At 47.5% G+C, this 13,000-nt stretch carries 10 protein-coding genes; 2 read left to right on the top strand and 8 right to left on the bottom strand.

Annotation, left to right across the window (positions count from 1 at the left end):
* Positions 1-49: 49 nt before the first annotated feature.
* Positions 50-2,914 carry a calcium-translocating P-type ATPase, SERCA-type gene (locus HW560_RS16205; protein WP_090901066.1) on the bottom strand — a complete coding sequence of 955 codons (2,865 nt, stop codon included), beginning with the start codon at positions 2,912-2,914 and terminating at the stop codon, positions 50-52.
* A gap of 314 nt (positions 2,915-3,228) precedes the next feature.
* Here HW560_RS16205 and HW560_RS16200 point away from each other — a divergent pair, with 314 nt between their 5' ends.
* Together HW560_RS16200 and HW560_RS16195 are read left to right on the top strand one after the other, a co-directional pair.
* Positions 3,229-4,998: an Rqc2 family fibronectin-binding protein gene (locus tag HW560_RS16200; protein WP_179263909.1), complete on the top strand. Its 1,770-nt coding sequence runs from the start codon at positions 3,229-3,231 to the stop codon at positions 4,996-4,998.
* Positions 4,999-5,186: 188 nt separating this feature from the next.
* Entirely contained in the window at positions 5,187-5,633 is a 447-nt protein-coding gene (locus tag HW560_RS16195; RefSeq protein WP_090901072.1) for a GNAT family N-acetyltransferase, read from the top strand.
* Between the two features lie 156 nt (positions 5,634-5,789).
* On the opposite strand, the gene HW560_RS16190 is transcribed toward HW560_RS16195, so the two are convergent.
* The 7 genes from HW560_RS16190 to HW560_RS16160 all read right to left on the bottom strand — a co-directional run bounded on the left by HW560_RS16190 (position 5,790) and on the right by HW560_RS16160 (position 12,982).
* The gene (locus HW560_RS16190) at positions 5,790-6,650 is read right to left on the bottom strand and encodes a PHP domain-containing protein (RefSeq protein ID WP_090901075.1); all 861 of its coding nucleotides are present in this window, start codon (positions 6,648-6,650) and stop codon (positions 5,790-5,792) included.
* An 83-nt stretch (positions 6,651-6,733) separates the two neighbouring features.
* Positions 6,734-7,633: a selenium metabolism-associated LysR family transcriptional regulator gene (locus HW560_RS16185; RefSeq protein ID WP_090901078.1), complete on the bottom strand. Its 900-nt coding sequence runs from the start codon at positions 7,631-7,633 to the stop codon at positions 6,734-6,736.
* Positions 7,634-7,764: 131 nt separating this feature from the next.
* Positions 7,765-8,202: a hypothetical protein gene (locus HW560_RS16180; RefSeq protein WP_063565592.1), complete on the bottom strand. Its 438-nt coding sequence runs from the start codon at positions 8,200-8,202 to the stop codon at positions 7,765-7,767.
* 216 nt (positions 8,203-8,418) lie between these two features.
* Positions 8,419-8,682, bottom strand: a complete 264-nt coding sequence (locus HW560_RS16175) for a YlbG family protein (RefSeq protein WP_063565591.1) — start codon at positions 8,680-8,682, stop codon at positions 8,419-8,421.
* 80 nt (positions 8,683-8,762) lie between these two features.
* Positions 8,763-9,200, bottom strand: coding sequence for a YlbF/YmcA family competence regulator (locus HW560_RS16170; protein ID WP_179263907.1), 438 nt, complete (start codon positions 9,198-9,200; stop codon positions 8,763-8,765).
* Positions 9,201-9,341: 141 nt separating this feature from the next.
* Positions 9,342-11,255, bottom strand: coding sequence for a helicase-associated domain-containing protein (locus HW560_RS16165; RefSeq protein ID WP_179263905.1), 1,914 nt, complete (start codon positions 11,253-11,255; stop codon positions 9,342-9,344).
* Positions 11,256-11,305: 50 nt separating this feature from the next.
* Complete coding sequence (locus HW560_RS16160) at positions 11,306-12,982, bottom strand: DNA repair helicase XPB (RefSeq protein ID WP_179263903.1); 1,677 nt, start codon at positions 12,980-12,982, stop codon at positions 11,306-11,308.
* Positions 12,983-13,000: the final 18 nt, after the last annotated feature.

The raw sequence follows: 13,000 nt of genomic DNA, 5'->3' as shown, positions 1-13,000 counted from the left end.
ATCATTTTGAGGATAGCATAACGAAAACGATAAGCAATTGCTATTGATTTTATGCCGAAAACTTTGTACTTTTCGGTACGAAGCGCTCAGGGCCCATGCGGCGACGGTTGCGACGACCTCCCCACACGCTGCCCACTCCCATAAGGAAGGTTGGAATACCTGCGGCAACGATGGAAATCGCCCATTCACGCATACCCAGCGGTACGGTTTTGAAGATAGGCTGCAGCGGCTCTACATACATGACCGCCAGCATCAGCACGATGGATGAAATAACTGCAAACACCAGATACTTGTTCTGCAATGGATTCCGATGAAAGATGGAGCGTGAACTACGGCAGTCGAATACATGAATGAGCTGTGCCAAAACGAGCGTAGCAAAGGCTACAGATTGAGCTTTAATGAGCTGACCCGGTTGATCCGGCGCGGCCTGTAGGGTAAGCCAGAATGCCCCGAGTGTGCAAAGTCCGATCAATACACCCCGACTGACAATTTTCCAGCCCAGTCGTCTGGCAAAAATATTTTCCTTGGAGCCACGTGGCTTGTGCTCCATCAGATCTTTTTCCGGCTGATCCACACCGAGTGCCATTGCTGGCAAGCCATCCGTCACCAGGTTGACCCACAGAATCTGGATCGGCACGAGTGGCAACGGCAATCCCATCATCATCGCGAAAAACATCGTTAAAATCTCGCCAACGTTGGATGCCAGCAAATACCGGATAAACTTGCGGATGTTCTCATAAATATTACGTCCTTCTTCAATTGCAGCTACTATAGTAGAAAAATTATCATCACTCAGGATTAACGCCGATGCTTCCTTCGTCACATCCGTGCCGGTAATTCCCATCGCAATACCGATGTCTGCTGCTTTAATGGCTGGTGCGTCATTCACGCCATCTCCAGTCATCGCTACGACATGCCCTTTACGCTGTAATGATTTTACAATCCGCAGTTTGTGCTCAGGCGATACTCGTGAGAATACGTAAATCCCCTCTACCTGTTTATCCAATTGCTCGTCCGTCATGCCCGCCAATTGTTGGCCGCTAAGTGAAGACCCACCCCGCTGAAGAATACCCAACTGCTGGGCGATAGCCTCTGCCGTCGTGCCATGATCGCCCGTAATCATAACGGTGCGTATGCCTGCTCTGCGACAAGTCGCAATTGCATCCCGTGCCTCACGCCGCGGTGGATCAATCATGCCTGCAAGCCCGACAAAGACGAGTTGGCTCTCGGCAGCATGTTCATTCTCTACTTTTTCATTCGGCCGTACATCGCGGTAAGCCATCCCGAGAACCCGCAGTGCAGAACCCGCCATATTCTCGTTCGCCGCCATGACTTTCTGCCGCAGCGTTCCTGTGAAAGGTACAACATTGCCTTCCCACAAAATGTAGCTGCATTGCCCAATCAGCACATCCGGTGCACCCTTGGTGTAGATCATGCGCCCACCCTGATGATGAACCAGGACGGACATCCGCTTCCGATCAGAGTCAAACGGGAATTCCTGCTCACGTGCATATAGCTCTTTGAGGCCAGCGGGGGTAAGCCCCATTTTGGAAGCCAGTGTTATGAGCGCCCCTTCCGTAGGGTCGCCTTTCAGCTCCCATACCACGCTCTCTTCCTTGACCGATTCATTAACTTGATCTTTTTTTGTACCTTTCTTCGCCTCTTTCTTACTATCCTTATTTGTCTCTTTGCCTTTCTTTTTATTCCGCATCTCATCTGCAACACTCTCGATAATACTGGCATTGTTACAAAGTGCGCTGATCTGAAGCATTCTCCGCAATGTCTGGTCACTCTTCAGTTCCAAGGTACGACCATTCTCCAGCATCTGCCCTTCTGGTGCATATCCATCCCCCGTGACCTTGATGCTGCGTCCCTCCAGCCACACGTCCGTAACCGTCATCTTGTTCTGGGTCAACGTACCCGTTTTATCCGAACAGATGACCGAGGCACAACCAAGGGTTTCCACAGAGGGAAGCTTGCGCACAATCGCTTTTCGCTTGATCATACGCTGTACGCCCAGGGCTAGCGCAATCGTTACAATCGCTGGCAACCCTTCTGGTATGGCGGCCACTGCGAGGCTGACCCCTGCCAGAAACATGCCTACTGCCGGCTGTCCATGCAGAATACCTGCAACAACAACCATAACGGTTAATCCAAGCGCCACAAAAATCAAAATTTTACCCAGCTGTTCCAGCCTGTGTTGCAGTGGTGTTTCCTGTTCCTCCGTATTCTGGATCAGATCGGCGATTTTGCCCATCTCGGTATCCATGCCCGTCCGGATCACAACGCCCTTGGCGGTACCGCGAGTAACCATGGTTCCCATGAATCCAATGTTCTTCTGATCTCCGAGCGGCACGTCATCCGCAGCTATGGGATGGAAATGTTTGCTTACAGGAACTGATTCCCCAGTAAGTGCAGATTCCTCCACATCGAGGCTGTTCGTGGACAGCCAGCGCACATCGGCAGGTATGCGATCACCGCTTTCCACAAGCACAATATCCCCTGGCACCAGAAGTTTGGCTGCAAGATGAACTTCCTGACCCGACCTTAGCACTTTGGCCAATGGGGCTGACAATTGTTTCAACGCACGAAGGGAACGCTCCGCCCGGAATTCCTGTACAAAACCAAGAATGGCATTAAGGACGATGATGGCAACAATCGTTACAGCATCCAGGTATTCTCCAAGCAATCCGGACACCAGTGTGGCCCCCATCAAGACCAGAACCATGAAATCCTTAAATTGATTAAGCAATAATGTGATTGGAGATATGCGCTTTCCTTCGCTCAGCTCATTCGAACCGGCAGTCTTCCTCTTTTCTGCTGCAGTCTCTTCCGTTAATCCTTCCTCAAGACTGACGCCAAGAGTGTTACGAAGCTCTTCAACGCTTAGTTGGTGCCACTTGGTATGTTCCATGCTTCAAAATTCCCTCCCAGTCTGTATTTCCTCTGTAAAACGTCACACATACTACACCGGCTATGCTAATCAACAGGTTGTACGCGATGCCGGACAAACTACCTGCTCTATATGTATTCGGACAGGACCCTAATTAGCACCCGATGGCGAATCCTTTCCCTGATGGGCAGAATAAGCTAAAATAAAGGTCTGTGGTTACGTACACAGTGGCAATCCGATTTTTTGCTATACAAACGAATACGAATCTGCAACGGGTTCTTTTTTACATATCCCGGTGTTCATTTCAGTTATAGATAGAAAGGACGTTGAAAAAAATGGCATTGGACGGCATCGTAACACGAGCTATCGTGCATGAACTGCAAGGCTGCAAGGGCGGACGAATCAGCAAAATACATCAACCTAACGGCCATGATGTTGTACTGACCCTCCGTGCTCAGCGCGGAAATAGCAAATTGCTTATTTCGGCCAGCCCGACATATCCGCGTGTGCATTTTACCGAAAAAACGTTTGTTAACCCCACTGAAGCTCCGATGTTCTGCATGCTGCTGCGCAAGCACTGCGAGGGCGCGATCATTGAGGATATCCGTCAGATTGGCATGGAGCGGATTATTCATATTGACGTGCGTCAGCGTGATGAACTGGGGGATGTTTCGGTCAAACGGATCATCATTGAACTGATGGGGCGTCACAGTAATATTGTTTTGGTCGATCCGATAACAGGAACGATTCTGGATGGAATTCATCACGTAACCCCGTCCATCAGCAGTTACCGGGTCATTATGCCTGGATTTTCGTACACCGAACCACCAGAGCAGCATAAAAGCAATCCACTGGAAGTTAGCAGCACTGAATTCCGAAATAGCTATACTGCTACTGAAGAAGAAGCCTCTCGCTGGTTGGTGAATTCATTCAGCGGTCTTAGTCCGCTGATCGCAGGAGAGATTACCTCTCGGGTATCTGCCGATCAAGGTGACGACCACGCTCTAAGCGAAGGTGAAGATGCTAGAATCGAAGCCGATGCGCTGTGGACTGCTTTTGAGTCCATCATGGGGCCAGTAAGAGATAATAGTTATACGCCTGTAACCGGGCTAAATGCCAAAGGCAAAATGATTTTCTCAGCCGTTCAGCTTCAGAGCATTCAGGACGCAGAGAAAACCTATGACACGATGAGCAAGTGTATGGAGGATTATTACGGAGACAAGGCTGAGCGGGATACGGTTAAGCAAAGAGTGAGCGATCTTCTACGTTTTCTGCAAAATGAGCGCAGCAAAAACATCAAAAAGCTGGACAACCTGAACAAGGATCTGTTGGAAGCCGACGATGCGGATAAATTCAGATTATGGGGTGAGCTGTTGTTTGCCTCCCTGCACCAGGTTAGTAAAGGGGACAAAAGTGTGGAGCTTGTGAACTTCTATGATGAAGATCAAGCCAACATTACCATTCAGCTTGACCCATTACTAACACCGTCTGACAACGCTCAACGTTATTTCAAACGATATAACAAATACAAGAACAGTCTGGCAGTTATTCATGAGCAGCTTGGAAAAACGAAAGACGAAATCAACTATCTCGACAATCTGCTCCAGCAGCTGTCTATCGCGTCCATGAATGACATCGAAGAAATTCGCGAAGAGCTAGTGCAACAGGGTTATCTTCGTGACCGTAACAAAAAAGGCAAAAAGAAAAAGAAAAACGACCGCCCAACCGTGCATCAGTTTACTTCTTCCGAAGGCATTGAACTTCTCGTAGGTAAAAATAACCTGCAAAATGAGTATGTCACCAACCGTCTGGCTTCTGCCAATGATACCTGGTTGCATACCAAAGACATCCCGGGTTCACATGTCGTCATTCGCAGCACAGACTTTGGCGAAGCAACGCTGGAGGAAGCTGCACAACTCGCGGCATATTTCAGTCAGGCCAAAGAATCCAGCAGCGTGCCGGTGGACTACACCTTTATACGACATGTGCGTAAGCCAAGCGGCTCCAAACCAGGCTTTGTCATTTATGACCACCAGAAGACCCTGTTTGTGACGCCGAACGAAGAACTGGTTAAAAGTTTGCCATCCACGATCAAAAATGGATAAGATGTTTGCTTTCAATCCTGTTAGGCAACAGAAAATCCTCCGGAACAAAAGACGATCCGGGGGATTTTCTTTGTTTTCAAATAAATATGGACGTCATGCAGTTGAACCACTTGATTGAATATAAATTCATTTTAATGTATAATAATTCAATTATGAAATCTATATATTAACTTCTAAGGATGTGTCCCATGACGCTAAATATCAGACCAACTCAGCCTAATGATATACTGCCGCTGAGTGCATTAATGCAAGAGTATGTCGTCGGCTTTTATAACAACCCCTGGCCTGGTGATCAGGCAATCGAGCTTTTGTTCAAAAACCTGCTTGATCAGCAGATTGGTGTTCAATTCGTTGCAGAGCAGGATGGTGAACTCATCGGGTTCGCTACACTCTATTTTACCTACAGCACGATGAAGGCAAACCGCGTGGCCATTATGAATGACTTGTTTGTGACGGAAGCTTGGAGAGAAGGAGAAGCCGAGGCCAGATTGTTTGAACATTGTCAGCGATATACACGTGAACACGGATGTGCTTACATGTCTTGGATCACAGCAGCAACCAACGAGCGGGCACAGCAGTTATTTGAACGCCTTGGGGCTGCTCGCGGCACATGGGTGAATTATTCCATCACCTAGCCCATTATAGGCAATCCAAAAGGACATAGAGACATGGCTAGCGACTAACGCTCACCCATCTCTATGTCCTTTCTTTTTTTCATATTCAATTTTAGCACGATGACATCCGATCCCTTATACCCCAGTCTCATACAACAACTGAAGAGAGTTTCCGAATCAAGACTTTGCGGCGGCAGCCCGGAGTTTATCGAGCACATCAATGGTTACGGTTTTGCTACCCAGATCCCCGTGGAATACTACCCCTTGCCTTACACCATGGTAATCCGAACCGCCTGTTTGAATAAGCCCAAATTCCTGTGCCAACTCCGCATATCTGCGCTCTTCTTCTGGTCCATGATCCGAATGAACCACTTCAATACCGTCAGGGCGGGAGTCCTCCAGAATACGACGAACCAATTCATCGTCTCCGTATAAACCAGGATGAGCAATAACAGCAGCACCACCCGCATCTTTAATCCACTGGCATGCGTCTTCTGGTGCAACTCGGGGAACCGACACAAAGCCCGGTTGACCTTCAGCCAGATAACGATTGAACGCATCCCTCATATCAGCGGCATATCCTTTCCGTACCAACACATCGGCCATATGAGGTCTACCGATGCTTTCATCCGGCTCCAGCGGTCGGCCAAGGCCATCAATGACCTCCTGCCAGCTAATTTCGAGTCCAAGCTCCTGCAGCTTGGCAATGATCAGATGATTGCGTTCCTCTCTCGCTTCACGCAGCCCGCGCAGTCGATCCAGAAATTTCTCATCTTCTGTATTCACATAATACCCCAGCACATGAATATCCTTACCGCCTGCGCGGGTGCTGATCTCTACTCCTGCCACAACGTCAACCCCATATTCACGGCCAGCCTGCTGTGCCTCGGCTACACCCGCTACGGTATCGTGATCCGTCAGCGCAACCGCAGACAGACCCCTTTGTTTGGCAAGCTTCACATTCTCGGCAGGTGGCTGCATTCCGTCCGACGCTTGGCTATGCGTATGAAGATCACAACGTCCGTTAGATTGATGCATATGAACAACAGCTCCTTCTTATATCAAGTGATTAGCTGGACGAATTTCTAAATGATATTATCCTCTTATTCCGCTCTTCCTTCTCATAATGTCTGCTCCTGCTGACGTAAATAATTCAGGAAAGCTACTGCTGACAAGGGAAGTAATGAAGATTTCAGATGTATAGCGTAGAATTGTCTTTTGAACTCAAGCCCACGAATATCCACGATATGAACCAGTCCAAGAGCCAGCTCATGCTGAACCGACGACGGGGATAACATGGTGATGCCCACACCCGCTTCTACGGCAGATTTCACAGCACCTGTACTGCCAAGTTCCATCACTACATTCATGTCCTGTGGGTCTATATTTCTCTTCTGCAGCTGATCCTCCATCACCTGACGGGTGCCTGAGCCTTTCTCCCGCAGTACAAATGCGTAGCTCAGCACATCTTCCAGCTCTACTTCACCACGATCTGCCAGTGCATGTCCTGCCGGAACAACCAGCTTCAATTCATCCTGCATGACCGGCTCTACAATCATATCCGGGTGATGAACCGGGGCTTCAATCAGTCCAAAGTTAAGCTGATGTTTCAAGATATCGTCCATAATTTGCGTCGTATTCATCACTTTCATAACGATCGAGATATCCGGGTATTGACGGGCAAAAGGACCCAGCATGCGTGGCAGCACATACTCACCAATCGTCAAACTTGCACCAAGCTGCAATCGGCCTTGCAGCATTTGTGTAAACGCAGACATCGCCTCATCTGTCTGTCTGACCAACTCTACACTGCGTTTGGCATGAGGCAGTAATGTCCGCCCCGCCTCGGATAATTCTATTTTCTTGGTAGAACGATGCAGCAGCTTGGTCCCAAAATAATCCTCAAGCGATTGAATCTGCATCGTCACCGCAGGTTGTGTCATATGTAGTGCTTGCGCAGCCGCTGAAAAACTTCCCTTCTCTGCTACGGTATAAAAAATATGCAATTGATGAAAATTCATATCTTCGCCCCTCTTCTGTACGCTTTCCCCATTGTAGCCGATTTCGTGAATTCCAACAAAAAAAGCATGCAGCTTGTCTGCATGCGATGTAACCTGAATCTATCAATTCGAAAATATGGATTATTCCAAACTTACTTATGCTTGCGACTGTTCTTGACAAGAGTCATTCGTCTTGAATGTCTTAGCCAAGAATAATACGATTTTAAATCCCGCAGTTCAATTGTCTCGGACATTTTCCCCAGAAACGTAACAACAATCATCTTATGAAGCGGATTGCCAGCAATATCATATTCCCCTTCAAGTTCGGAAAATTCAGCAACCACAACCAGATCTTCGTCGATCAGGTAAACATCCTGCTCATTACGGTAGTATGGTGTAATACGGTCCTGCTTCAGACACTCCCATAACCATGCCGCAATATGGTCATCATCATTACGTGCCGGCTCAATACGGTCTGCATACCGCATCTTGGCATGATTGGTAATGACGATGTCGGCCACTTTTTTGTCTCCAAGAGCCACGAAAAAAGGCTCATACGTGCTCCAACGTTGCATCACCTTATCACGCATGGGAATCACTCTCCACCAGATAGGACTTTCTATCTATTTATTTACCCAATATATTACAACATAAGTCCCGCAACCTCAAGGCGTAACTTCAGTTTTTTTCACAAAATCCAGTTTATGCCTAATTCAATAAAAGAGCGGCCCCGAAGGACCCCTCTGGTGAATCGTTTCGGAATGTACTGTGGCAACAAGTTCACTGTACATTCCGAAACCATTTTGTTATATCCCGTAAAAACTCGTTTTGTCCATTGTTTTGCTAGCATACTCTGTTTTGATCTCATTCCGGTAGGAACGTTCAACCTTGCGCACATAGGAAAGTCTGTTCACATTTTTCATCGTATCTTCTGCCCGCTCTGCATTAACATACATGACGACATAATGCATACGGCGGGAGATGTAATGAACGGTACCATACTTTTCGAGATTACGAGCCGCTTTCAAATCACTGACCCAAATAATGAATCCTGTCCTTTCCGCAAACATCATTTTCCCCGCCTTTCTATAATGGAGACCGGAGCCTCGGAAAGGTCCGGTCTGTCATGAATTTATTTTCTGATCACATCTTAGCTACAACCGCACTTGCCTCCGCTACCGCAGCCGCCCTTCGGATTCGGATCATTGCTCGGTACCTTAATGGTCGTTGACACGGCGAATGCAATCGTCTCCGACATCTGGAACAACATATCGTCCAATGCCTTCTCCGCCTGTTTGAAGCGGGCTACCGCCTCGAAACGTTCCAACTCCATCTCCAAAGCCTGGACCTGATCTTTTGCGGCGTGATAGTCCGGGTGAAAATGCCCAAAACGCTGGGTTTCTTCGAATAGTTCCTTTTTGGCGTCCAGCTTGCGTATTCCCGCCTGAATTTCAGGGTTCGTCTCCACTTGCTGCTTCCAATATAAATAATCCGATACTTCGGCTGATTGGTTAATCATGTCGCCCAGTTCATATGCGCCCGTTAACACTTGGGCCATATCGACCGTGTTCATTTCCGCTACGCTCATGAAATTCATCCTATCTATATATAAAGTTCTACTTAACGTAGACTACTTCATCATATCATATCCCCGAAAAGTTAAGAAGAGTTTTTCCTGCAAATAGAAATATGGGGAACATGGGATCTGCTTTGGCAAAGATAATCAAACTTATGCATGGTCCGGAATAATCAGGCGGATCTGGTTCCATTCGTTAGGTGAAAAAGTACGGCGTTCTACGGGATCTGTATCACCATCCGCTATGGACCATCCGGTTAGTGTCCAATCTTCATGACCGTGAATCTGATCGGGAATCACGTATACGATATTGTTGTCCAGCTTCAGACCCAGTTTTGTCTGCCATTCAATAGCTTTTGCAGCAATCTGACGGGCAGTGGACACATGATATCCCCGCCACTCGTTATGCCACATCTCCGGGATCTCTCCGTATCCGGGAAACAGCCCCGACTGTTCCGTGATGGAATGATCCTGTTCATACGTGTGCAAATTGGTTTCACCTTGAATGAGCCCTACCCTCCCACGAATATAAAAGAGTTCCTTCTGCACCTCAAGTCCGACATTGAACTCATTTGCCCCGACAATGGACTCATCTGCAATGGCGTCCGACTCTGTCCGGGTCAACTCCTCAGGTAGTTCACTTCTTGATTCATATATCCATGTATCCCTTTTCTTGAATGTATCCGTTGCTTCGTCCTCATCAACGTTCTTCCCAGCATCGATGTGAAGTCGTTCTGCCTCCTGTCCCCACTGCTGGATTGCCAGCTCCACATGCTCAGGCAATCCCGAGGCAGCATACCGCCTAAGGAAGTTTATCATTGCATCCGCTGTAAGACCGATCTCTGAGGCTGCGACGATTCGTTCCTTTGTTATCCGGTATATGGACATTCGATCACGACTTATAAGCTCTGCACCAATATCCAAATTCCAGCGAACCGAAGGAATTACGTCTGGGGGAACCATAATTTCAAAGTCAGGCTGAACAAAAATGGTATTCCCCCCCTCATGTTCCGCCTCATCATTTGCCAAGTTCAGTAAGAGTTTAGGATCAATCTGCCAGCGATAAAAAAGCTCTCCCGCAGTTGACTCACCAACCTCACCATATCCCAAACCTGCCAGAACATTGAGCCACCCTCGAATATGTGTTGAGAAAGATGGTCTCAAAGAATCTCCACTCTCACTATTTACAATTGCTTCTTCCGGATTGTTGTCGCCGTATATAGTTCCTGCTGCAATACTCAACCATTCATTTTCCCGTGAAGCAAACATCAGCAATTGCTGACGAAAATGTTGAAGTTTGGGCTGCGCTATACCATATCGGTCCAGACATATGCTATAAATTTCTCGGTGCATTGAAGACCACGGCATTGATAACCAGTGATAAAGACGATCAGATGACACATGCATTCGATTATGCGCCTTTTCAATCAAACCCAGACTAAGCAGTACATCAATCACAAGGGCCACATGGACTGGATATACATCCGCATGATCGTAACGAATACCTAGTTCGGCGAAGTCTTCAGGGTCCAGAACCGTCATTCGACTTAATCGCTGCACCATTTTCTTGTGGATCGTTCCCTTACTTGTTAATGGAAGTCCGCCTTGAGCTTGACCTTCCCTTACCATCCAAGCCAATACATGCAGAAGCTCCGCAGCAATATCCGGCTTCCCCTCTCGAACAATGTTCACTTTCTGGACTTCATTATTGGAGATGGACTTAGCTTGTGTCATATCATTCTGTAATACGTTCACCTTCTGCTGAACGAAATGTCCGACCCGTGCTGCATAGGCAATAGTTAACAACGAAAGTAATGATTCTGGTATGTAATACAGGCGTTCGCCCCAAGACTTGCGCACAGCTTTAATCCACCCTTTATGCCGAAGCGCTATAAACGCGGTTACTGCTTCAGCTCTGCTAAGACCATTCACAGCCCACTCTGCTGATGTCAACATGTTGGAAAAGGGCTGTCCAGCATATTTGCAGAAAAACACACCAAGTACCATTCTTTCAACGCATGAAAGCTCTTTTAATGAATTCACATCCAGATTACCTTGTGTATGCATTGCTTATCATGCCTTTCCCATAATTTTAAGTAGAGATGTACAGCATTTTTTCATTGCAATTCATGAACGATTTTGTACTCATATCCTTGTTCGACCAGAAACATCTGACGACGTAATGCAAACTCCTGTTCCTTACTGTCCTCGGACACAAGGGCATAGAAATAAGCTTTATTTTTTCCGGACTTCGGCCTTAAGATCCGACCCAATCGCTGGGCTTCTTCCTGCCTTGAACCGAAACTTCCGGATATTTCAAGTGCAACAGCAGCATCCGGCAAGTCTACGGCAAAATTGGCAACTTTGGATACTACAATCGTTTTGATCTCACCACGCCGGAACGCTGCAAACCATTTCACTCGCTCTTGCTGCGACATCGTACCCGATATGAGCGGCGCTTCAATTTCCCGGGCAATGCTCTCAAGCTGATCCAAATACTGTCCGATGACAAGCGCTGGCATCCCCTCATGATGGTCCAATATCCGTTTGATCACAGCTAATTTGGCCGGATTTTCCGCTGCAAGGCGAAATTGATGTTTCACCTCTGCTTCCAAATAGTTTGATCGTAGTTCAGGAGTAAACGGGATGCGTATTTCCTGACATTCTACATTAGCAATCCAGCCTTGCTGTTCCAATTCTTTCCATGGCATGTCATATAGTTTCGGACCAATTAGTGAAAACACATCCTGTTCACAGCCATCCTCACGCACCAATGTTGCTGTCAATCCCAGTCTTCTCGTAGCCTGAATATCTGCAGTAGCCCGAAATACAGGTGCTGGCAGCAGATGGACCTCATCATAAATGATAAGTCCCCACTGACGTTCACTAAGCAATTTGATATGAGTAAAATCAGCATCTTTCGATTTTCGATGTGTAAGAATCTGATAAGTAGCCACGGTCACAGGTTTCACCTGTTTTTTCTGACCGGAATACTCACCAATCTGTTCACTCGTTATCGTTGTTTTATCCTGCAATTCCTGAATCCATTGACGCACGGATGTGGTATTCGAGGTCAAGATAAGGCATTCACATTGTAAACGCTCTAATACAGCCATCCCAATAACCGTTTTGCCTGCACCGCAGGGAAGAACAAGCAGACCACTTCCTCCCATGCCTTCGCTACCTTCAAAAGCATCCACAGCATCTCGTTGGTACGGGCGCAACCGGAAGCCATCAGAACTGTCGCCTAGCGTATTAGCTCGCCATTCGAACGGCAGACTTGTTCCTTCTCGATATCCCGCATAATCCAGCACCGGATAACCCAAACGGGTCAATTCCCGCTTCAACAATCCGCGTTGCTCACCGCCAAGCATAAGCTCATGGGGATCGACACGTTCCATTCGAAAAGCCGAGATGGTCTTCATACTGCTTAATTCATCCAGCAATCGTTCGTCTTCACTCACGAGACGCATTCTCCCATGATTCGCTTCTGGCCTCAGTTGAAGCTTCCCATATTGATGGATAATTCTCTGGATATCCTGAATCAGGGCGGCAGGAACATTCCAACGAGACACGTATTCCAGACTTGCTATCACTTGATCAGCACTCCATCCGAGTGCAGCCGCATTCCACAACGATAATGCAGTGATACGATAGGTATGAAAAGCCGCGGGTGTCTTCACCAGTTCGGCATACATCCCTAATTGAGCTCGGGCTTGGTCAAATCCATGATGGCCCACTTCAAGCAATACTGTAAAATCACGCTGGACAATGCAGGCGTCCGTTTTTTCCATTCCGCTGCCTCCCTAATT

It is taken from the genome of Paenibacillus sp. E222 (genome assembly GCF_013401555.1).
Lineage (GTDB): Bacteria > Bacillota > Bacilli > Paenibacillales > Paenibacillaceae > Paenibacillus.
Note: the sequence above shows the minus strand (reverse complement) of the source record. Positions and strands in the feature narration are given on the sequence as shown.

Coding starts and splice junctions, on each gene's coding strand:
- HW560_RS16185 (WP_090901078.1), bottom strand. CDS start 7,633: ATGAATTTTCATCAATTGCATATTTTTTATACCGTAGCAGAGAAGGGA.
- HW560_RS16180 (WP_063565592.1), bottom strand. CDS start 8,202: ATGCGTGATAAGGTGATGCAACGTTGGAGCACGTATGAGCCTTTTTTC.
- HW560_RS16170 (WP_179263907.1), bottom strand. CDS start 9,200: ATGAGCGTAGCGGAAATGAACACGGTCGATATGGCCCAAGTGTTAACG.
- HW560_RS16175 (WP_063565591.1), bottom strand. CDS start 8,682: ATGTTTGCGGAAAGGACAGGATTCATTATTTGGGTCAGTGATTTGAAA.
- HW560_RS16160 (WP_179263903.1), bottom strand. CDS start 12,982: ATGGAAAAAACGGACGCCTGCATTGTCCAGCGTGATTTTACAGTATTG.
- HW560_RS16200 (WP_179263909.1), top strand. CDS start 3,229: ATGGCATTGGACGGCATCGTAACACGAGCTATCGTGCATGAACTGCAA.
- HW560_RS16165 (WP_179263905.1), bottom strand. CDS start 11,255: ATGCATACACAAGGTAATCTGGATGTGAATTCATTAAAAGAGCTTTCA.
- HW560_RS16195 (WP_090901072.1), top strand. CDS start 5,187: ATGACGCTAAATATCAGACCAACTCAGCCTAATGATATACTGCCGCTG.
- HW560_RS16190 (WP_090901075.1), bottom strand. CDS start 6,650: ATGCATCAATCTAACGGACGTTGTGATCTTCATACGCATAGCCAAGCG.
- HW560_RS16205 (WP_090901066.1), bottom strand. CDS start 2,914: ATGGAACATACCAAGTGGCACCAACTAAGCGTTGAAGAGCTTCGTAAC.